Genomic DNA, 22,239 nt, shown 5'->3' on the forward strand with positions numbered 1-22,239 from the left:
ATCAGGTGGTGACATGTAGCCGGAGGACGACTTCCCGGTGAGGCACAAAAGACATAACGGCAAAAAATGCCGACATAGTAATTCGGGGCTTCGGAAACACAAAAATGGACCGTAGCAGCGAGACGCTGGATTCAATCCGCGAGATCAACTTGTCTTACATCATGCTCGCGCAACGTATGTTGCGCGAGGACAAACCTGTCGGGATGTTCCGGCTGGGACTGTCATCGGAACTGGCTGATTTGCTTGCCGGGCTGTCGCTCGCGCAGATCGTCAAGCTGGCCGCTTCCGATCAGCTTTTGTGCTTTTTCCGCTTCAATGACCACTCGATGTTGTCTGCGCTGACGCAAACAACGAAGCACGCAGCCGTTGCACCGACTCACGCGGCGATCCTGCTTGCAGGCCAGCCTGCTGAGCAGTTCGCTTAATCGAGGTGACCGCGATGCTCAAGCGTAGCCTGACGGAAGACGCGCAAGAAGTCTTCCGTGCCATCGCGCTGATTGAACTCGGCGCGCGCATGCAAGTACTCGAAAGCGAGTTGACGCTCTCGCGCGATCGCATGATCCGTCTGTACCGCGAGGTCAAAGGTGTGTCGCCGCCCAAGGGCATGCTGCCGTTCTCGGCGGACTGGTATATGACGTGGCTGGCGAACATCCACGCGTCGTTGTTCTACAACACGTACCTGTTTCTGAAAACCGAAGCGCGTTGCTCGCATCTGGATTCGCTGACCAAAGGGTATCGGCTGTATCTTGAACATTGCCAGCACAGCGAAACCGAACCGGTGCTGGATTTGACGCGTGCGTGGACGCTGGTGCGCTTCTTCGACGCCGACATCCTGCAACTGACCAAATGCTGCCGTTGCACCGGCAAATTCGTCGCGCACAAGCACGACCTGCAACATAACGTGGTGTGTGGCGCCTGCCAGCCGCCCTCGCGCGCCGGCAAGACCAAGAAAGCCGCCGCCGCTCGCCAGGAAGCGCTCGAAGCAGCGCAGATCGCGCAAGCCGCCTGATTCGAGTCGACTCGATAAGGGCCGCTCCGGCCTGATTCGAACCGAAACGCCGGGGCACGCTGTCGCGTAACCCGGCGCCTACCACCCTCTAGTCAGTCAAGCAGGACCCTAACGCTTTGCCACCTGATCCGGCGACGCCAAAGCGGCAGCAGCCGGATCCGAACCAGGCTTAACCGATCCCACAGCCGAATCGGCAGCAGGCGTCACCCCACCCCAGCCGCCACCCAGCGCGCGAATCAGATTAACCGTGGCCACCGCCTGGGTGCCCGACAAGTGACTCGCCTGCAACTGCGAAATCAGCACCTGCCGCTCGCCGTCGATCACATCCAGATAGCTGACCGCACCTTCCGTGTACTGCGTGCGTGACAGATGCGCCGCGCGCTGCGATGCCACGACCGCATCGTTCTGCTCGCGCATCTGATCGTCGAGCAAACGCAGATCGGCCAGGTTGTCCTCAACCTCACGGAAGGCCACCAGCACCTGCTGACGATACTGCGCGACATCCTCGTCGTACTTCGAGCGAGCTTGCGCGAGATTCGCCCGGCGCCGCCCGCCGTCGAACAACGGCAGCGTCAGTGCGGTACCGGCCAACGGGCCGAGAATGAACGCACGACTCGACCACATGAACAGATCGCCGAGCGTCGCCGACTCATACCCAAAGGCGCCAGTGATATCGAGCTTCGGAAAGAACGCCGACTTCGCGAGACCGACTCGCGCATTCGCCGCCATCATCGCCCGCTCCGCCGCCGAAATATCCGGCCGGCGTTCGAGCAATGCTGAAGGCAAACCGGGCGGCACACGCACCGTCACCGGCGCAAGCGGCGCTTCCGCGAACGAAAAATCCGCCGGCGGCTTGCCGAGCAGAATCGCGAGACTGTGCTCGGACGCCGCGCGCTGACGCGCCACGCCAACCGCATCGGCCCGCGCACTGGCCAGCTCGTTGCGAGAGCGCGAAACATCCAGCTCACCGATATCGCCTTCCTTGAAACGCCGCTCGACCAGTTTCAGGGTGTCCTCGCGCAACGCCACGGTACGGCGGTACAGATCCTGATCCGTATCGAGCTCGCGCAACTGGAAGTAGTTCTGCGCGACGTCAGCCTGCAGCGACAACTGCACGGAACGGAACAGCGCTTCACTCTGCTGCTGGTCCGCACGCGTCGCATTCACATTCGAACCGACCCGCCCAAACAGATCGGCTTCATACGACGCGCCCACCTGCGCACGCCAGATCGTGCCGGTCGTGCCGCCTGCGCTATCCGGCTGGAGTTGCGATGCCGCCGATGCCCGTTCACGCGTCGGGCCGAAGCCCGCGTCGAGCTTCGGAAACCAGTCCGACTTCGCCGCCTGCGTCACCGCACGCGCCTGCTGCACACGTGCCGCAGCCGCCTTCAGGTCCTGGTTCGCAGCAGCCGCCTGCGCTTCCAGCGCATTGAGCTGCGGATCGCCGAAAATCGTCCACCATTCGCCGCGATGCGTGTCGTCGGCGGGTTGGGCCTGCTTCCACGTACCGGTGTCCCGCGCCGATGCGGCGGACGTAGCCGACGCACCCGACGCAGCAACAGGCGCTTCCTTGAACGCGACCGGCGTATCCACCTCCGGCCGCTTATAGGTGGGCTCCACGGAGCAGGCCGCGAGCAATGCCACCAGCAAACCACTGGCAGCCGCCCACCCCCACCCGCTCAAAGATTCAAAACGTTCCATTATTGTTTTCTCCTCAGGCGTCCGTCACCGGCGCGCCATAGTGCGGCGCATCTTTCTGCGCGACGTGAATCGTCCCACCCGCCAGCGTACGCAGCACCACATAAAACACAGGGGTCAGCATCAAGCCGAACAGCGTTACGCCGAGCATGCCGAAGAACACCGCGATACCCATCGCGTGACGCATCTCCGAGCCCGCGCCACTCGAGAGCACCAGCGGCACGACCCCCATGATGAACGCGATCGACGTCATCAGAATCGGACGCAGACGCAGGCGGCTCGCCTCGATTGCCGCCGATAGCGGCGTACGTCCGTCATGTTCGAGTTCGCGAGCGAATTCGACGATCAGAATCGCGTTCTTCGCCGACAACCCCACCAGCACCATCAAACCGATCTGCGTGAAGATGTTGTTGTCGCCCGCCGTGAGCCATACACCGGTCAGCGCGGACAGCACACTCATCGGCACGATCAGGATCACCGCGAGCGGCAGTGTCAGGCTTTCGTACAGAGCAGCCAGCACGAGGAACACGAGCAGCACGCTGATCGGGAACACCCACAAGCCGGCATTGCCCGCGAGGATCTGCTGATACGTGAGGTCGGTCCATTCGAGCTTCACGCCATGCGGCAAGGTTTCCGCTGCCACGCGTTCGGCCGCGGCCTGCGCCTGACCCGACGAAAAGCCCGGCGCCGGTCCACCGTTGATATCGGCAGCGGTATAGCCGTTGTAACGCACGACCATTTCCGGACCATACGTAGGCGTCACCGTCACCAGCGATGACAACGGCACCATGTCTCCCGCCGCATTACGCGTCTTCAGTTGCAGGATGTCGTCGGCACGTTGACGGAACGGCGCGTCCGCCTGCACCCGCACCTGATACACGCGGCCGAAGCGGTTGAAGTCGTTCACATACAGCGAGCCCAGATAGATCTGCATCGTGTTGAACACGTCCGTGACCGGCACACCGAGTTGCTTGGCCTTCACGCGATCCAGGTCGACATTCAACTGCGGCACGTTGATCTGATAGCTCGAGAAGGTCGGTCCAAGTTCAGGCGTTTGCGCCGCTTTCTTCACGAACGCTTCCGCAGCCTTGTTCAACTCCGCATAACCTACCGCTCCGTGGTCTTCCAACTGCATCTTGAAGCCGCCGAGTGTGCCAAGACCGAGCACCGGAGGCGGCGGGAACACCGCGACGAACGAATCCTTGATCGCGCCGTACTGCTGATTCAACGCACCGGCAATCGCACCGGCGGAGAGCTTCTTGCTGCCGCGCTCCTTGAAGGGTTTCAGCGTGACGAACACGATGCCCGCGCTCGAACTATTCGTGAAGCCGTTCACCGACAAACCCGGGAAAGCCACCGCGCTTTCCACACCCGGCTGCTTAAGCGCGATCGCGCTCATATCGCGGATCACTTTTTCCGTGCGATCCAGCGATGCGCCGTTCGGCAACTGCGCAAATGCAATCAGATATTCCTTGTCCTGCGCCGGCACGAAGCCGCCCGGCACGACACGCGAGATCAGCACGGTTGCGCCCAACAGGATCGCGTACACCGCGAGCATCGCACCCTTACGACGAAGCACGCCCGTCACGCCGCGGCCATACGCTGTCGAGCCGCGACGAAACACCTTGTTGAAGCCCTTGAAAAAGCGCCCCAGCACGCGATTCATCACCCGCGTCAGGAAGTCTTCCTTCGCGCCGTGGCTACGCAACAGCATCGCGGACAACGCCGGCGACAAGGTCAGCGAGTTGAACGCCGAGATCACCGTCGAGATCGCGATGGTCATGGCGAACTGCTTGTAGAACTGGCCCGTCAAGCCGGTCATGAAAGCGAGCGGCACGAACACGGCCACCAGCGTCAGCGCGATGGCGATAATCGGCCCGCTGACTTCCTGCATTGCCTTGTAGGTCGCGTCACGCGCGCTGAGTCCGCTTTCGATGTTCCGTTCGACGTTCTCCACCACCACGATCGCATCGTCCACCACGATCCCGATCGCGAGCACCATGCCGAACAATGACAACGCATTGATCGAGAATCCGAACGCGAGCAGCAACGAGAACGTCCCGACAATCGACACCGGCACCGCAATCAACGGAATGATCGACGCACGCCACGTCTGCAGGAACACGATCACGACGATCACCACCAGCGCGATCGCTTCGAGCAGCGTGTGGATCACCGCTTCGATACTCGAGCGCACGAACTGCGTCGGGTCGTAGACGATCTTGTATTCGACGCCCGCCGGCATGTCTTGCGCCAGTTCCTTCATCGCGGAACGAACCTGATCGGAAATCGCGAGCGAGTTCGCGCCGGGCGCCTGATTGATCGCGAGTGCCACGGCAGGCTTGTTATCGAGCAGCGAACGCAGGCCATATTCCGATGCCGCCAGTTCGATCCGCGCGATATCGCGCAGGTACGTCACGCCGCCATCCGGCGCGGTTTTGACGATGATGTCGCCGAATTCGCCCTCAGTCTTCAAACGGCCACGCGCGTTCACCGACAACTGCAATTGCGTGCCCGGCACCGAAGGCGATGCGCCGATCACTCCGGCTGCCACCTGAATGTTCTGCTCACGGATCGCGTTGACCACTTCGGTCGCCGTCAAACCACGTTGTGCGACCTTCTGCGGATCGAGCCACACACGCATCGCGTAGTCGCCCGAACCCCACAGTTGCACTTCGCCGACGCCCTGAATCCGCGCAAGCCGATCCTTGACGTTGAGCAGCGCGTAGTTGCGCAGATACGTCATGTCGTAGCGATTGTTCGGCGAGATCAGGTGGACCACCATCGTCAGTGTCGGCGAACTCTTGATGGTCGTGATGCCGAGACGCTGCACGTCTTCCGGCAGGCGTGGCAGCGCCTGGTTGACGCGGTTCTGCACCAGCTGCGTCGCAAGGTCCGGATTGGTGCCGAGCTTGAAGGTCACTGTCAGCGTGAGATTGCCGTCGCTATTCGCTTGCGACTGCATGTACAGCATGTTCTCGACGCCGTTGATCTGCTCTTCAAGCGGCGCGGCGACGGCCTCGGCGATCACTTTCGGATTGGCGCCCGGATATTGCGCGTGCACCACCACGGAAGGCGGCACGACTTCCGGGTACTCCGAAATCGGCAGCTTGAAGAGCGAAATGATGCCCCCCAGCAGGATCAGTACCGACAGCACGCCGGCAAAGATAGGCCGGTCGATGAAGAATTTGGATATGTTCATGGGAAGCTCTTAAAGATGGAGCATGCGCACGCTAAGGCTTTGTAATTGCGGCTCACTAAACGCAGCTAAATAAGCGCAGCCAAATAAGCGCGGTGCACGAGGCTCACGAATTCTTGTCCGCGGCTTTCGCACGCGCCTGCGCGAGCGGCGCGCTGTTCGGATCCTGATCGGTGGTCATCGGCACCTTGTGAGCGCGCACTGAATCACCCGGACGCACACGCTGGATACCGTTCACGACGATCCGGTCGGTCGCCTGCAAACCGCCCTTCACCACGCGCAGATTGCCCTGCATGCTGCCCACGGAGATTTCGCGATATACGACGTGATTGCTCTGATCGACCACCAGCACGAATTTCTTGTCCTGATCGGTGCCCACGGCTGCGTCGTCGATCAGCAGTGCCGGATGCGGCTCGCTGCCGCCGACCTTTACGCGCGCATATAAGCCGGGAATCAATGCGCCATCCTGATTATCGAAGCGCGCACGTACCCGGATCGTGCCCGACGACGTATCGAGCCGGTTGTCGACGGATTCGATCGTGCCGCTGCGCGAATAGCCGCTTTCATCCGCGAGGCCCAGTTCCACCGGCACCTTGCGGCCGTCTTTCGCGCGGCTCAGGTATTGCAGATAGGTTTGTTCGTCAGCGTCGAACGATGCGTAGATCGGCGAAACCGACACGAGCGTGGTCAGCGGCGCCGAGCTTGCACCCGCGGACACTACGTTGCCCACCGTGATTTCCGCACGCGACACGCGCCCCGCCACCGGCGCGACGATCTTCGTGTAGCCGAGATTGATGCGCGCGGTTTCGACGGCGGCTTGCGCGGCCTTCAGGTTGGCGCTCGCTTCACGCGCGGCGTTCTGCTTCTCATCGTAATCGCGCTTGGCGATCGCGTTGTCGGCAAGCAGGCGTTGCGCGCGTTCCCAATCGCTTTGCGTGTAGCCGGTACGCGCTTGCGCCGCCGCGAGCTGTGCTTCCGCGCGATCCACTTCGGCGGCGTACGGACGCGGATCGATCACGAACAGCGTGTCGCCCTTCTTCACGAGTGCGCCGTCCTTGAAGTTGACGGACACGATGGTGCCTGGCACCTGCGAACGGACGTCCACTTTTTCGACCGCTTCGAGGCGGCCTGAATAGCTTTGCCAGTCGGTGATCGTTTTTTGCACCACGGTGGCCACATCGACTTCTGGCACGATGGTCGGTGCAGCAGGCGAACTCGCGTCGACGCGAATCGCGCCGAACGTGCCGAGCCCCGCCACGACGATAACGACCAGGGCGGCAATCGCCACACGGCGACGGGAAAGAGGAAGGATAGTCATGAGAAGCTCCCGATATCGTTGATTGAAGTTCTGTTTATCGATGGGCGCGCGCATCGAAGCGCCACTGAAAAAATCGCACCGCTTCCTGCAATGCGGGCGGATGATCGGCTAATGCGGCATGCGAGACGCTCGGATAGCGAACCACCTGGGTCAGCACACCCGCGTCGATCAGACTGCTCGCGTACTTCTCCGCTTCCACATGCAGCACATCGTTTTGCGCCGTCGCGATCAGCGTGGCCGGCAGGCCCGCGAGGCGCGACGATTCAAGCGGCGCGGCATACGGATGCATGCGCTGCGACGCTTGCGGCAGATATGCGCGATAACACGCCGCGCATTCCTTCGCGGTGATGTCCGAGCCGAGACGCTGCTCGTCGCCGAGGCGCGTGAGGCTCGGATCCAGCATCGGTCCGAACAGCGCTTGCGCTGCAATGCGCACGTCGCCACGGTCACGCGCGATGAACGCCAGGCAATTGGCCAACTGCCCGCCCGCATCGTGGCCGGCCACGCCGACCTTCTTGCTGTTGCCGCCGAACGCTCGTGCTCTTGTTTGCACCCACAGTGCTGCGCGATGTGCGTCTTCAGGCGCGGCGGGAAACGGAAACTGCGGCGCCAGCGAATAACCGACCGACACGACCAAAGCAGGTAAGTGTTCTGCGAAATAGCGCGCGGCGTAGTCGGCCTGATCGATCGAACCCTTCGTAAAGCCGCCGCCGTGAAAATAAAGCAGTACTGGCAGTGCGGTTTTCTGTGCGTGCCGGTACAAACGCAACGTGATGTCCTGCGCGTGCCCCTCGATCAGCACGTCAGTGATCTCGAGTGCCGTGCGATCAACCTGTGCTGAGCCGCTGCCGGCGGGCACAAAGGAGTACGGCGGTTTAAATGCATCCATGTCGAGCCGCGCAATGCGCATAGAACTTCAATGGTGCGAATTGTGGGTTCGGCAGACTCGTAAATAAATGCCTATAATCCGGCAACACAATTCGGCGCCCCTGAACAATCGAATCCGATGCTCTGCGAATTGGCTGCGGATTCGATTCCTGTTCAGTGCGCCCGCCCCTTTCTGGAGGTTTGCAATGGACCGGCTTCAGGCCATGCAAGTGTTCACGCGCGTCGTCGACACCAACAGCTTTACCCGTGCAGCGGAAACGCTCGACCTGCCGCGCGCATCCGTTACCACCATCATTCAGAACCTCGAAGCGTTCCTCGGCACACGTCTGATGCATCGGACCACGCGGCGTTTGTCGCTGACGCCGGACGGCGCCGCGTATTACGAACGCTGCGTGCGCATCCTTGCGGACGTCGAAGAGACCGAGGCCAGTTTTCAGAGCGGCAATAAAAAGCCGCACGGCAAGCTACGCATCGACATGCCGGGATCGATTGGACGCTTGCTGGTGATTCCTTCGCTGTGTGAATTCCACACGCGCTACCCCGACATCGACCTGCAGCTTGGGTTGACGGACCGGCCCGTCGACCTGTTGCAGGAAGGCGTGGATTGCGTGGTGCGGGTGGGCGCGCTACAGGATTCGTCGCTGGTGGCGCGGCGTATCGGTTTGTTCGAGGGCGTGACGTGCGCGTCCCCCGACTACATCGAGCGCGCGGGCATGCCTATGACGCTCGAGGATCTGGAGAATCACAAAGCAGTCAACTATTTCTCGAGCCGCACGGGGCGCACGATCGATTGGGCCTTCAAGGTTGATGGCAAAGAAGTTGAAGTGAAGATGAAGGGCATCGTGTCGGTCAACGACGCGGATGCCTACGTAACATGCGGACTCGAAGGCTTCGGTTTGGTGCAGCCGGCGCTCTTCATGGTACTGCCGCATCTGCGTTCGGGTCAGCTGGTAGAAGTGCTGCCGGAGCTGAAACCTTTGCCGATGCCAATTTCCGCAGTCTATCCGCACAGTCGTCATCTGTCGCCTAAAGTCCGGGTTTTCGTAGACTGGATTGCGGAGTTGTTCGATCGCTGCCCGTTGCTAAGCGGCCGCGGGAGTCTGGACGCGACGTGCACGAAGCGAACTTTTGAGGAACGCGAATCTGCTCCGATGCTCGATACGCCGGTGATAACAGAGTGGGTTGCTTGACGCGGGTTCTTTGAAGTACAAAATCTGGAACAGTGAATTCCAACCGCGGCGCTAATGCCGCGGTTGCCTGAGTGACGCGCTGGTCGCCGCGATTGTTCTGGAATCGCGACAATTCATTTCGCGAAAGTGCGATTTATCCGCACCGCTTCGAAGTCTACATTTCACCCTGTCGCAGCGCTGCTTGTGCTGCAAACAAGTTGACAGGAGTGAATCATGAAACGCAATCTCTTAGCAGGTCTGGCTCTTTCGCTGCTTGCCAGCGGATCGGTTTTTGCTCAAGGCAATGGCGGTGGTGGTGGCATTGGCCGCGCCGGCACGTACGAAACGCAACCGGCCCCGACGACGAGCGGCAAAACCCGTGCTGAAGTGAAAGCCGAACTAGTGGCGGCGTATCGCGACGGGTCGCTGCCTTCGCTGAATCGCACCACGTATCCGAATAAGGGTCTTGTTGGTCAAACGCAAGCAGCGCGCATTGCGCTGCAGGAAGGCGCTGGCGGCGATGTGGCACGGTTTGCCAACGGGCGGTGAGGCGAAGATTCCGCAATGATTCGGTTTCCAAAATAAATCGTCATTGCGGGGCTATCTGTGGACTCTTCATAAAGGAGCACATCATGACACCGTCTGAACTCGATCATTGGGATGCGGATGCGCCTGTGTGGATGCCTTATCGGGCACCGCAGCGATAGGGTGTTGAGGTTTTTTTTGCCTGTGCGGCTGTTTGTTTTTTTGTGGTTCTGGTTTTTGCGGCTTTTCTTGATTTGTTTGTGGTCTATTGATTTGTTTGTGGTCTATTAGCGTTCCCCCTGTGCGGGGGCACCTACTTTTCTTTGCCTGCTGCAAAGAAAAGTAGGCAAAAGAAAGCAGCTCAAACCGCTAATGCTAAGCGGCTCCCGCAGCCAGCAAACGGTAGTGGCCCCGTGGAATCCGTGTTCTCGCACATTCGGCACTAGTGACAAGGGCGTCATACTTCCGGCGACGCTGCGCGCGCCGAAGAGTATTTCCTAAAGCCGCTCGCTACGTTTTGACACTCGAATTTTGCTCAGGACCATTGGCTCGTAATTGCATTACAACCACAACATACCGACATTCATTCGAAATTGTGGTTCGCCCATCCGTGCAGAGGCCCATCGCCGGGGCGAAGCTGATGGTCCCACTTGCTCAAACGAAGCCCCTGGTTTCCCATGTAGACTCGTCCGCGACGCACGCAGTGCGGAGTGGGAGCTGATGAGTCCTTTGTCACTAGCACCTGAAGGTGCGATGACCCGGATTCCACGGGGCCACTGGCCCCTCCAAGCCAGGAGAGCCGCTTAGTATTAGCGGTTTGAGCCGCTTTCTTTTGCCTACTTTTCTTTGCGGCGGCAAAGAAAAGTAGGTGCCCCCCCGCACAGGGGGAACACTAATAGACCACAAACAATTCAAGAAAAGCACCGCCACAATCACCCAACCAAATGCCGCCACCAAAGGCAAAAAAAACTACCTCTTCGGCACCCCATCCCGCCACTCTCCCCAATGGGTAGCAATATCCTGCACGAGCGGATTCCCAGACTGGAACAGATTCTCGATAGCAATCGCAAAGCCCCCTTGCGCAGCATAGTTAAGCAGATTATCCGCACTAGTCTGCCCATCATATGGCCGGTCAAAATCCGACCCAGCGCGCACCACCGCAACGCGATTCAAATCGACCTTATGCACAGAGGCGGCGCGCTTAAGCGCCTCATACGTCGCGTTATCCTCCTGCTGCGTAGTGCAATAAACTCCCTTGTTGTCGGTCAGAATCCTGGTCCAATCCCGAGCCCGCTGCCCAAGCAACGTCCCTGACCACCAGGTGTCTCCTGCCAGCGTATCGCATTGAATGACCGTAGGCGGCCGATTCGCCGGCGCATAAGAATACTTGGCCCGCGCAGCCTGAGCCTGCGCGTTATCGGAAAGCACAACGCTGCGCGACAAAGCAAACGCCGTATCGGCAAGCTGAGTATTCAACTGAAACACCTCCGTCCGATAATCGAGCGGCGGCTTGTCCGTTGGACTCTTGGTATTGATCCCAAGGTACCCCGTGTTCCAGCCGGCCGGAATCTCCCGCCCGTCGATCTCCCACTGAATCCCGAAGTCGACCAGATACTTCGCCCACGCGGCCGACCCAACCGTGCCCTGTTGCGGATCGATCCCGGCAATCCCCGCAACCATAAAGTACGTATGCCGCAAATCGAAGCGCGGCGAGAAGGTGAGCGCCATGATCGACGCGGCAGCATTCGCATGCCCCATGCCGGTAGTCATGACGCACACGTCCTGCTTATTGCAATGCACCGTCGGGTAATCGGGCGATAACCCGTCCACCGGAATTTCACGCCATGGTCCGAGCCGATCGAGCCACACCTGCCCCTCCGGCCCGAACATCGAAATGATCATTACCTTGACCGGCCGCCCATGCGAGCCGCCGTCGCCCTGCGAGAAACCGTCGTTGTCGTCCGCGCTGGCGGGTCCGGACGAAAAGGCGGCACACGCCGCGAGTGTCATTGCGCAGAGGGCGCCGAGTGTGCGAGTCAGCATCGTGATCCTTCCTTTTGCTTAAGATGCAGATTGGGAGAGGGTGCTGCTTTCAAGCCGAAAGAAGTATAGATGCGAAGAAACTATTTGCCACTACACGATGCGCCGTTTCCCGCGTCGCAGTCATATCCAGCGCGGCCAGGCACGCGAATGGGCTTGCAACGTCCGGCCCCGCATTTCCCTATAATCGAGAGTCCGCAGCACGTACCGCGTTTGGGCACTTAAAAACAGGAGCACTTCGATGGATTATGTGAAACTGGGCCGCACCGGCCTGGATGTATCGCGTCTTTGTCTCGGCTGCATGAGCTATGGCGTGCCCGCTCGCGGCACCCACCCCTGGTCGCTCGACGATGAAGCGGCGCGCCCCTTTATCAAGCAGGCGCTCGACCACGGCATCAATTTCTTCGATACCGCCAACGTTTATTCGGACGGCACCAGCGAAGAAATCGTCGGCCGCGCGCTGAAGGACTTTGCGAAGCGCGACGAGATCGTACTGGCTACCAAGGTGAATAGCCGCATGCATCCGGGTCCGAACGGTGCAGGCCTGTCACGCAAGGCGATCATGGCGGAAATCGATAACAGCCTGAGACGCCTCGGTACGGATTACGTCGATCTGTATCAAATCCACCGCTGGGACTACGGCACGCCAATCGAAGAAACCATGGAAGCGCTGCACGATGTTGTGAAGGCAGGCAAGGCGCGCTATATCGGTGCATCGTCGATGTATGCGTGGCAATTCGCCAAGGCGTTGAATGTGGCTGAACGCAATGGCTGGACGCGCTTCGTGACAATGCAGAACTACGTGAACCTGCTGTACCGCGAAGAAGAGCGCGAGATGCTGCCGTTGTGCGAAAACGAAGGCATCGGCGTGATTCCGTGGAGTCCGCTGGCACGCGGGCGTCTGACGCGCGACTGGAATACTGAAAGCGCACGCTCCGAGACCGACGAATTCGGCCGCACGCTGTACGCGCATACTGAAGACGCGGATCGCCGGATCGTCGAATGGGTCAGCGAGATTGCCAGGGAGCGCGGCGTGCCGCGTGCGCAAGTCGCGCTAGCCTGGGTGTTGCAGAAGAAACCGATCACCGCGCCGATCGTCGGCGCGACCAGGCTGCATCATCTGGACGATGCGGTCGCGGCACTCTCGTTGAACCTGAGCGCGGACGAAATCCGCCAACTTGAAGAGCTGTATGTGCCGCATGCGGTGACTGGTTTCAAATAAGCGGTACGTGTAACAGTCAGCGGGCACCTGATTGGAATGGAACCCGCCGACCCGGCTGGACCGGACATACCCTTGCGCGCCACCCGCAGGCAGGAAGGCATCAAACCCGCGGCACGTCCGGTTCAAAAAACACCCAGCGCACTTGCGGAAACGCCGCCTGCAAGTCCGCTTCGATCACGTTGATCGCGTCGACCATCGCGCGGCCGCTCGCATAGTCGATCATTTCCGCCTGCACCGCCACCACCACGTGACGGCCCCATTGCAGCGTAATCATGTTGATGATGCTGCGAATCTCGGTGCGTGCGCGCAGATGCGTCTCGATCGCGCGGCGCACGTCCGGGCTCGCCGATTCGCCGACGATCATCGATTTCACTTCGCGCGCCACCAGCCACGCAATCACCATCAGCAATACCCCCACGCCGATGGAGCCCAACGCGTCGTAGACGGGATTGCCCGTCACCATCGTCAGCAGCACGGCGGCAAAGGCCATCGCAAGACCCGCTAACGCAGCGATGTCCTCGCCCGCCACCACCAGCAATTCGGACTCGCGCGTTTCGCGAAACCAGTGCCACATGCTTGTGTCGGGATGCGTCTTGCGGATTTCCTTGACCGCGCCCCACAACGAAAGCGCTTCGAGCACCACCGAAACGCCAAGCACGACAAGCGCCACATACGCATACTGCAAAGGCTCGCGTGCAAACAGACGATGCACGCCCTCGTACACCGAAAACGCGCCGCCGACAAAAAACAGCAGCAACGCAACCAGCAGCGAATAGAAATTGATCTCGCGGCCGCCACCCATGGGATGCAACGGGCTCGCCGGTTTGCGCGCTTTACGCAAACCGAATAGCAGCAGCAGTTGATTGCCGCAATCGGCGGTCGAGTGAATGGCTTCAGCGAACATCGAGCCGGAACCGGTAAACGTGGCGGCAGCAAACTTGCAGATTGCGATGCCGAAGTTGGCGGCAAGCGCATAGAAAATGGCTTTCGGCGATTCTTCTTTCATCGTCGTGGCGGTTGTCGGTGAGTTTGCAGAGAGCTTTCGGTTGGCAATAGTTCGTATTATGGACACGCCGGGCGGCATGCGTCCAACCCCGGCGCTGTTTTGCGCCGATTTCTGCAACGCTCATCCTTGTGCGCTTCGAGTCGTGTTATGCGCGTTCGAGCGCCGCCATCTCACGCACGATCACCAGCAGCATCGACAGGCTCGCGCCGCCCGTCGCCCGCAAATCGGCAAGCAGGCGCGCGTAACGCTCGAGTTGCCCGGCACGCTTCTCACGCCATGTATGAACCAACGCATCCGGCGTCGACGCTTCATCGGCGTCCGCCAGCGCGCTCGTGGTCAACGCGCGTTTCAGGCGTGCAAGCTCGGCCAGCGCCGTGGCGCGCGCCAGCATGTCCCAATGCGTGGGCGCCGGCAGCGCGGCCGCGCGTTCGCTGATCCAGCCGTAGTTCAGCAGCGTGCCGAGCGCGAAGTAGACACCCGCCACGAGTTCGAGGCTGCGCCCGCAGGCCGACGCCACCTCGGCGATGTCGAGCAAAGCCGCCGAAATCTCGCCGCTCGCGATCCGCACCGCCAGTTCGCTATCGACACCCGCGTCCGCAAGCACGCGTTGCCGTTCGGATAGCGCTTCGAGATCAGCGGTCGGCAGCAGTGCGGGCCATTGCGGCGCGAGGCGTTGCGCTGCATCGCGGCACCGTGCGAGCAAGCCGGCAACATCGCCGTGGCTGACCGCGCCCGATTGCAACTGCCGCAAGAACCACAGCGCGGAGCGTTCGACGAGCCGCGCGACTTCGACGAACATGCGCGCCTGCACGTCGTCGGCGACACGGTTATCGAGCGCGTCGATGCTGCGCCATACATCGTCGAGATCGAACACATCGCGCGCCATGATGCAGGCGCGCACGATCTCGCCGGGTTGCGCATCGGTCTCTTCCATCAGGCGATGCACGAACTCGCAGCCCACCCGATTCACCAGCGCATTGGTCAAATGCGTCGCAAGGATTTCGCGCCGCAGCGGGTGACGTTGCATCGGTTCGCTAAAGCGCTGCCGCAACGGCTTCGGGAAATATTCGATCAGCATGTCGCTGACGAGCGGGTCTTCCGGCATCGACGATTCGAGCAGCGCGTCGTACAGCCACATCTTGCTATAGGCAAGCAGCACCGCGCGTTCGGGCGTGGTCAGCCCTTGTTTCGCGGCCTGGCGTTCGGTAACTTCCTCGTCGGTCGGCAAGAACTCGATCACGCGATTCAGACGGCCTGCACGTTCGAGGTAACGCATCAAACGCGCTTCCGCATCGAGCAATTCGACGCCGTAGCGGCCCGCAATCGAGAGTGCCTGGGTCTGATAGTAGTTGTCCTGCAACACAAGCAAGCCGACTTCATCGGTCATTTCCGCAAGCAATGCATTGCGCTGCTTCTCGGTCATTTCGCCGTCGGAGACGACCAGGCCCAGCAGAATCTTGATGTTGACCTCGTGGTCCGAACAGTCGACACCTGCGGAGTTGTCGATCGCATCGGTATTGATGCGGCCGCCGCGCTGCGCGAATTCAATGCGCCCGAGTTGCGTCAGACCGAGATTGCCGCCTTCCGCCACGGCCTTGCAATGCAGATCGGCGCCGTTGACGCGGATCGCATCGTTGGCGCGATCGCCGACCTGCAGATGCGTTTCGCGGCTCGCCTTCACATAGGTTCCGATGCCGCCGTTGTAGAGCAGATCGACGGGCGCCTGCAGAATCGCTCGCATCAACTCAGCCGGTGCGAGCGCCGGCGCGCTGATGCCGAGCACCGCCTGCACGGCCGGCGACAGCGGAATCGTCTTGGCGGTACGCGGAAACACGCCGCCGCCCGTCGAGATCAGCGAAGGATCGTAGTCGGCCCAGCTCGACCGATCCAGAGCGAACAGGCGCCCACGTTCGGCAAGGCTTACCGCCGGATCGGGGTTTGGATCGAGAAAGATATGCCGGTGATCGAACGCGGCCACCAGCTTGATATGTGGCGACAACAGCATGCCATTGCCGAACACATCGCCCGACATATCGCCGACGCCAACCACCGTGAAGTCGGTCGTCTGCGTATCGACGCCCATTTCCCGGAAGTGCCGCTTGACGGATTCCCACGCGCCGCGCGCCGTGATCGCCATTTTCTTATGGTCATAGCCGACCGAACCGCCCGACGCAAATGCGTCGTCGAGCCAGAAGCCATACTCCTGGGAGATCGCGTTCGCGTAGTCCGAGAAGGTGGCGGTGCCCTTGTCGGCGGCGACCACCAGATAGGGATCGTCGGGATCGTGTCGCACCACATCAGACGGAGGCACTACCGTCGTGCCCGCGAGGTTGTCGGTCAAATCGAGCAGGCCGCGCAAGAACGTCTGATAGCAGGCAATCCCTTCGCGCATCCACGCATCGCGCTCGGTTTGCGGCGGCGGATTCTTCACGACGAAACCGCCTTTAGAGCCGACCGGCACGATCACCACGTTCTTCACCATCTGCGCCTTCATCAGCCCGAGCACTTCCGTGCGGAAGTCCTCACGCCGGTCCGACCAGCGTAGGCCGCCGCGCGCGACGCGGCCGCCGCGCAAATGCACGCCTTCCACACGCGGCGAATACACCCAGATCTCGAACATGGGTTTCGGTTCAGGCAAACCCGGCACTTGCGCCGGATCGAACTTGAACGACAGATACGGCTTAGGATGTCCGTCGGCGTCGAAGCGATAATAGTTCGTACGCTTCGTCGCCTTGATGACGCCGAGAAATTGCCGGAGTATCCGGTCCTCGTCGAGATTCGGCACCTGATCGAGCGCACTGTCGATCGTTTTCAACCAGCCGTCGACGCGGTCCTCGCGCGTATCGCCGAGCACCGGATCGAAGCGCGCAATGAACAACTCCACGAGCATGCGGGCAATCGCCGGGTTACCGGTCACCGCGCGTTCGATATAGGCGTCGCTGAATGTCGAACCCACTTGCCTTAGGTACTTCGCGTAAGCCCGCAGAATCGTCACCTCACGCGCATTCAGTTGTGCGCGCAACACGAGCCGGTTGAAGTCGTCGCTTTCGATTCCGCCGGTCCACACCTGTTCGAACGCCTCTTCGAACAGGTCCTTAATGCGTTCGATATCGAACTCCGCATCGTCCGCGAGTTCGAGGCCGAAGTCGTGAATCCAGGCAGGCGTGGCATCCGGCGCTTCGATCAGATAGGGCCGCTCTTCATCGACGCGCACGCCGAGATGTTCCAGCATCGGCAAGCTGCGCGACAACGCGATGGGCAAACCCGCACGATAAACCTTGAAGCGAAACGCCCGCGGCCCTGCTTCGATTGGGCGGTACAGGTTCATCGCGAGCCGCTCGCTGCCCTGCACGCGTTCGATCAGTTCGATATCGCGCACCGCTGTGCGGGCCGGATAATCGTCGCGATAGCCCGGAGGAAAAGAATCCGCGTAGTGTTGCAGCAGACGGTTGCCCTGCTCTTCGCCGAATGAATCGAGCAACGCGTCGGCGAGATCGTCCTGCCAGCGGCGCGTCACGTGCACGAGCCGTGCTTCCAGTTCGCGCGTATCGACGTTGGGCATGCCGCCCGGCTTCGCATGCACGACGAAGTGAATGCGCGCGAGTGTCGACTCCGACAGCAGCGGCGTGAACTCGACACTTTCCCCGTTGAATGCATCGGCCAGCAGGTTGGCAATGCGCTGCCGCAGATCGGTATTGTATTTGTCGCGCGGCACGAACACGAGGCACGACACGAAGCGGTCGAAGCGGTCGCGCCGCACGAACAGGCGCGTGCGTTGATGCTCCTGCAAACGCAGCACACCGAGTGCGATTTCGTAGAGCTGGTTTTCGTCGGCCTGGAAGAGTTCGTCGCGTGGATAGGTTTCAAGCACCGTCACCAGCGATTTCGCCAGATGTCCTTTCGGCAGGAAGCCGGCGCGCCTTACGATGTTCGCGCATTTACGCCGCACGATCGGAATTTCCGAAGCCGAGACCAGATACGCGGTCGACGTGTACAAGCCGATAAAACGCCGCTCACCGGTTACCTTGCCGTCCGCACCGGTCAGCTTGATGCCGACATAATCCAGATAGCCCGGCCGATGCACGGTCGCGCGCGAGTTGGCCTTGGTGAGGAAGATCGGAGACGAGCCGGAGATGATCTCGGCGGCCGCCGGTGGCAACGGCGTGACTTCGGCTGCGCCCGCAGGACGCGGCGGGTCGCGCAGAATGCCTAGGCCGGAGCCGGGTATCGCGCGCAGGCCAAAGCCGATATCGTGCTGCACCAGTTCATAGTCGCGCTGGCCGAGAAACGTGAAGTGATCGGCCACCATCCATTCGAGAAACGCGCGAGCCTCGACCCCTTCCGGCCCGGCCTCGCCGGCCTTCATGCTTTTGGTGGTAACGCGCGCGAGTTCGACGATCTTGGGCCAGTCTTCCACCGCCGCACGCACGTCGCGCAGGACCTTGGCGATCTCGTCACGCAACGCGTCGAGCTTCGCTGCGTCGCCGCAACGGTCAACTTCGAAGTGAATGAACGAGGCGAGCTGCGAACGCGTGTCGGCTGCGTCTTCAGCGCCCAGGCCCACCCGTACGATGCTGCCATCCGGTCCGCGCCAGATACGAAATACCGGGTGCACGACCGAATGCAGCGCGAGTCCGAGGCGGTTGACCGCCATCGATACCGAATCGACCAGAAACGGCATATCGTCATTGACGATCTCGATCACTGTGTGATCGGAATGCCAGCCGTGCTGCTCGAGAATCGGGTTGTAGACGCGCAGCCGCTCGCTGCCGGGTACGAAGCGCTGCGCGGTCTGCCAGTGTGCGAGGGCCGCGCCGTAGAGATCGGCAATCGAGCGGCTCTGCAGATCGTCGGCGTCGACGAAATCGTAGTAGTGCCGTAGAAAAGGCTCGACGACTTTGAAGGTGGGTTCCGGCAAGCGCGCACGCGCAAATTCGGAGACATCGTTCAGCAGGTGGGTGACGGCTTCTTCATTCTTTGCTTGCATGATCAACTCCCCCGGCGGGCGGCAATAGCGAGTATCGCTTGATTCGCATGCATCGTCTGAACGGGAATTATGCGCCTGTCACCCGGAAAGCGATGCGCGACTGCACTTAGGTTATACCCACCCGCTGCCGGCTGCTCAAAATGCAGGCTTCGGATCACCGGCGTCCTGCGTCAGCCACGCTCGCACCTGGTCGCTGGTCCACGCCGGATCGTCGTGCGGCAGGTCGTGACCGGCCCACGCATGCTCGCGATGCGTTGCCCCCCACGCCGCCGCGAGCTTCGCCGAACACATCGGGTTGACCAGTTTGTCGGCGCGCGAAGAAAGAATCAGCAACGGGCACCCCGGTTTCGCGACCGCCGCACTGAAGCGCGCGGCGGCCCAAAGCTGCCGCAACGCATTGCCACGGCTCACCGGCGCGCTCCGGCGGATTTCGGCCCAAGCATCGAGATCAAAGCCCCGCGTCTCGACGTTATTGCACGTCAATCCGTGAATGCCGCTTTCAGCGCGCGGCGCATCGCGCCAGTGCGCGGCGACGCCTAACAGCCCCGGCCATGCCGATGGACGCAACCGCTCCAGCATACGGCTGAACGGCCGCATGCTGGTATTGATCAGCACGAGCCGCTCGATTTCACCGGGATGCCTTTGTGCCCAATCCGTCGCCACCATGCCACCGAGCGACATCGCCAGCACGCTATACGGACCTGGCGCGCCGCTTTGCAAAGCAGCAATCCGCACGAAGCCCACCATCTCCGCGACGGTAGCCGGCGCGCGCAGATGGGAGAACTCGCCGTTGCCGGGCAGATCGAGCAACAGCAGGCGATCCGTGCCGACCGCTTCACCCAGTAAGCCGGGCAAGCGGCCCCAGTGGCGCGTTTCGCGCGTGAGTCCGCGCAACACAATCCACGTGCTCATGAAGCGTCCGGTTTATGCCAGTGGTCGATTGCGCTTTGCAGCAGTTGCTCGCGACGATTGCCTTGGGGCAGCCAGCGTTGCGCTGAGAACGCCGCCCGCGCCAGGAAGTCGAACAGGTTCGCGTGACGCCGCAGCACGCGCGCGGTGCGATGCGCTTTCACCGGGTTGAACATACCCTGACGTGAAAACAGCTGGCGCGGGTTCTTCTTGATCCACAGCCACGAACCGAGTTCGAGCGTCATCGGCAGGAATATGTTGGGCGCCGGTGTGCGGTCGTAGGCGAAGTCCCAGAGATCGCCGTGCAACAGATACTGGTGGCTCTGCGGTTCGAACGCGTAGCCATGATGCGGATGCGCGTGCTCGAACATCGTTTTCAGCATGTACATTTCCGGCAGATGAGGCATCAGTTCGCGGGTTCGCGCGTAGGGAAACCAGATGCTGTCGCGCCAGCCGTAACCCGAGTGGCAGTCGAGCGCGATGCTCAAAGGCCGCGCCGCCAGTTCCGTTTCGACCACCCGCAGGAGCGCCGCGGCCTCCGGCTCCATCGGCTCGCCTTGCCGGCCGCGATACCAGGGCAGCCATGCGCCCACCCGCTGGCCGCCGGCGAGCAGCGGCACGCGCTCGTTGGCGTTCTGCGGCGCGTTGCGCATCAGGTCGACCCCGTTGGGATTCGCGCGTGTAGCCGCCCACATCCCGCCTGGATTGACGATCGGCATAAAAACCAGACGAATCGATTGCAACTCCCGCACCAACAGTTCGTCCCATTCAAGCCGCGCAAGGAGCGCCCGCATGTAATCGAGCACGAGTTGCGAGCCAATCCGTTCGAGCCCGTGAATGCCGCCGAAAAACCCGATCGCCGGCGCGAGCGGATCGGTCGAACCGATGCTCGCGGTGTGCACCACGAAGTGCCGCCCTCGCACTGTCGTCTCGCAGACCGAGCGGATCTCAAAGCTCGCGCTGCCCTGGTCGAGGATCGTCCTGAGATCTTCGTACTCCGCAAAACTGTCGGGAAGGAAGCTCAAAGGCGGCATGACGACGTCGAAAGGAATTGCAAGGTTATTGGGGACGGCACCCCGAATGACGCAATATAGCCTGGCTGCAGGCGATCATGCGCACCGGCCCCAACCCGATCCAAATCGTGTCATACGGGTGTCATTTTTGACTCGAACGAATGACATCTTGCTGCCTTTCTGACGACGCAAAAAAGACACAAGAAGATATAGTCGTCTAGACGTTGCGATGCCTTCACTCAACCGTCACAGACGCTTCCTAGAATGAGCCCCACACATGCCGCCAATGGCCGGATGCATCAGGGGATACCTATGGAAGCAATTCGGGAAGCAATTCGCATCGAACGGTTGAGCAAGACGTTCAGCAATGGCCGCAAGGCACTGGACGAGATCGATCTGCGCATCGAGCCAGGCGAAATGGTTGCGTTGATCGGCGCGTCGGGTTCGGGCAAGTCGACATTGCTGCGTCATATCGCGGGCTTCACGCCCTCGGATGCCCAGCCGTCGCGGATCGCGATTCTCGGCCGGCCGATCCAGCAGAACGGCCGCATTGTGCGCGAAGTGCGCAGCATTCGCCGCGATATCGGCTTCGTGTTCCAACAATTCAATCTCGTGAACCGGCTCACCGTCGAGAGCAACGTGCTGATCGGCGCGCTCGCGCGGCTGCCTTTGTGGCGCCGTTTGAGCGGGCGCTTTCCGAGTGCCGAGCGGGAGCGGTCGTTGGCCGCGCTCAATGAAGTCGGCATCGGCGAACATGCGCGCGAGCGCGCCGCCACCCTCTCCGGTGGCCAGCAGCAACGCGCGGCCTTGGCGCGTGCGCTGGTGCAGCGCGCGCGCATCGTGCTCGCCGACGAACCGATCGCCTCGCTCGACCCCGAATCGTCGCGCCGCGTGATGGACATGCTGCGCACGCTGAACAGGGAGCATCAACTGACGGTGCTGGTGTCGCTGCATCAGGTCGACATCGCGATGCAGTATTGCCCGCGCACTGTCGCGTTGCGACGCGGCAAGGTGGTCTACGACGGGCCATCCGCCGCGCTGACCCCTGCCCTGCTCAAGAAACTCTACGGCGACGAGGCGCACGAACTGCTCGACGAGGCCGCCGCCGATAGCGATGCCGGTCATACGGCCAACCCCGCCACCGGCGCCCAAACCAGCGTACCGCCGCAAGACGCCACGCCCGCGTCGACGCGTTATGCGTTCGCTCTCGATCCGGCGCACTCGAACTGAGCGCGCCGACCCATTCTGTTCACTCA

Annotated in this window: 15 protein-coding genes; 6 read left to right on the plus strand and 9 right to left on the minus strand. The window is 61.3% G+C overall.

The features are described from left to right. Nucleotides 1-104 precede the first annotated feature (104 nt). Nucleotides 105-425, plus strand: coding sequence for a flagellar transcriptional regulator FlhD (gene flhD / locus ACAX43_RS14845; protein ID WP_028194930.1), 321 nt, complete (start codon nucleotides 105-107; stop codon nucleotides 423-425). Nucleotides 426-439: 14 nt separating this feature from the next. Then, nucleotides 440-1,009, plus strand: a complete 570-nt coding sequence (gene flhC, locus ACAX43_RS14850; protein ID WP_370709151.1) for a flagellar transcriptional regulator FlhC — start codon at nucleotides 440-442, stop codon at nucleotides 1,007-1,009. A gap of 108 nt (nucleotides 1,010-1,117) precedes the next feature. Here flhC and ACAX43_RS14855 read toward each other — a convergent pair whose 3' ends face one another. The 4 genes from ACAX43_RS14855 to ACAX43_RS14870 form a co-directional block, all read right to left on the minus strand. Then, entirely contained in the window at nucleotides 1,118-2,710 is a 1,593-nt protein-coding gene (locus ACAX43_RS14855) for an efflux transporter outer membrane subunit (RefSeq protein ID WP_370709152.1), read from the minus strand. A 13-nt stretch (nucleotides 2,711-2,723) separates the two neighbouring features. Next, on the minus strand, nucleotides 2,724-5,909 hold the full coding sequence (locus ACAX43_RS14860) for an efflux RND transporter permease subunit (protein ID WP_370709153.1): 3,186 nt from the start codon (nucleotides 5,907-5,909) through the stop codon (nucleotides 2,724-2,726). A gap of 103 nt (nucleotides 5,910-6,012) precedes the next feature. Then, nucleotides 6,013-7,224 (minus strand): efflux RND transporter periplasmic adaptor subunit, encoded by a 1,212-nt coding sequence (locus ACAX43_RS14865; protein ID WP_370709154.1) that lies wholly within the window; start codon nucleotides 7,222-7,224, stop codon nucleotides 6,013-6,015. A gap of 34 nt (nucleotides 7,225-7,258) precedes the next feature. After that, nucleotides 7,259-8,113: an alpha/beta hydrolase gene (locus ACAX43_RS14870; protein WP_370709155.1), complete on the minus strand. Its 855-nt coding sequence runs from the start codon at nucleotides 8,111-8,113 to the stop codon at nucleotides 7,259-7,261. Between the two features lie 184 nt (nucleotides 8,114-8,297). Between ACAX43_RS14870 and ACAX43_RS14875 the strand changes: the two genes are divergently transcribed. Beyond that, entirely contained in the window at nucleotides 8,298-9,302 is a 1,005-nt protein-coding gene (locus tag ACAX43_RS14875; protein ID WP_370709156.1) for a LysR family transcriptional regulator, read from the plus strand. A 213-nt stretch (nucleotides 9,303-9,515) separates the two neighbouring features. Continuing rightward, nucleotides 9,516-9,830 carry a DUF4148 domain-containing protein gene (locus ACAX43_RS14880; protein ID WP_370709157.1) on the plus strand — a complete coding sequence of 105 codons (315 nt, stop codon included), beginning with the start codon at nucleotides 9,516-9,518 and terminating at the stop codon, nucleotides 9,828-9,830. Between the two features lie 945 nt (nucleotides 9,831-10,775). Here ACAX43_RS14880 and ACAX43_RS14885 read toward each other — a convergent pair. After that, entirely contained in the window at nucleotides 10,776-11,849 is a 1,074-nt protein-coding gene (locus tag ACAX43_RS14885) for a purine nucleoside permease (protein WP_370709158.1), read from the minus strand. Nucleotides 11,850-12,087: 238 nt separating this feature from the next. On the opposite strand from ACAX43_RS14885, the gene ACAX43_RS14890 reads away from it, so the two are divergent. Beyond that, complete coding sequence (locus tag ACAX43_RS14890) at nucleotides 12,088-13,068, plus strand: aldo/keto reductase (RefSeq protein ID WP_370709159.1); 981 nt, start codon at nucleotides 12,088-12,090, stop codon at nucleotides 13,066-13,068. 100 nt (nucleotides 13,069-13,168) lie between these two features. Here ACAX43_RS14890 and ACAX43_RS14895 read toward each other — a convergent pair whose 3' ends face one another. From ACAX43_RS14895 to ACAX43_RS14910, 4 genes are all read right to left on the minus strand, one after another. Next, on the minus strand, nucleotides 13,169-14,074 hold the full coding sequence (locus ACAX43_RS14895; RefSeq protein ID WP_370709160.1) for a cation diffusion facilitator family transporter: 906 nt from the start codon (nucleotides 14,072-14,074) through the stop codon (nucleotides 13,169-13,171). A gap of 145 nt (nucleotides 14,075-14,219) precedes the next feature. Continuing rightward, entirely contained in the window at nucleotides 14,220-19,061 is a 4,842-nt protein-coding gene (locus tag ACAX43_RS14900) for an NAD-glutamate dehydrogenase (protein WP_370709161.1), read from the minus strand. Nucleotides 19,062-19,196: 135 nt separating this feature from the next. After that, nucleotides 19,197-19,973: an alpha/beta fold hydrolase gene (locus ACAX43_RS14905; RefSeq protein ID WP_370709162.1), complete on the minus strand. Its 777-nt coding sequence runs from the start codon at nucleotides 19,971-19,973 to the stop codon at nucleotides 19,197-19,199. Then, complete coding sequence (locus ACAX43_RS14910) at nucleotides 19,970-21,004, minus strand: M14 family zinc carboxypeptidase (RefSeq protein ID WP_370709163.1); 1,035 nt, start codon at nucleotides 21,002-21,004, stop codon at nucleotides 19,970-19,972. Before ACAX43_RS14910 ends, ACAX43_RS14905 begins: the two co-directional genes overlap by 4 nt. 291 nt (nucleotides 21,005-21,295) lie before the next feature. Here ACAX43_RS14910 and phnC point away from each other — a divergent pair, with 291 nt between their 5' ends. Next, on the plus strand, nucleotides 21,296-22,213 hold the full coding sequence (gene phnC / locus ACAX43_RS14915; protein ID WP_370709164.1) for a phosphonate ABC transporter ATP-binding protein: 918 nt from the start codon (nucleotides 21,296-21,298) through the stop codon (nucleotides 22,211-22,213). The last annotated feature ends 26 nt before the right edge of the window (nucleotides 22,214-22,239 follow it).

Origin of the sequence: Paraburkholderia sp. IW21 (assembly GCF_041321145.1) — a bacterium.
GTDB lineage: Bacteria > Pseudomonadota > Gammaproteobacteria > Burkholderiales > Burkholderiaceae > Paraburkholderia.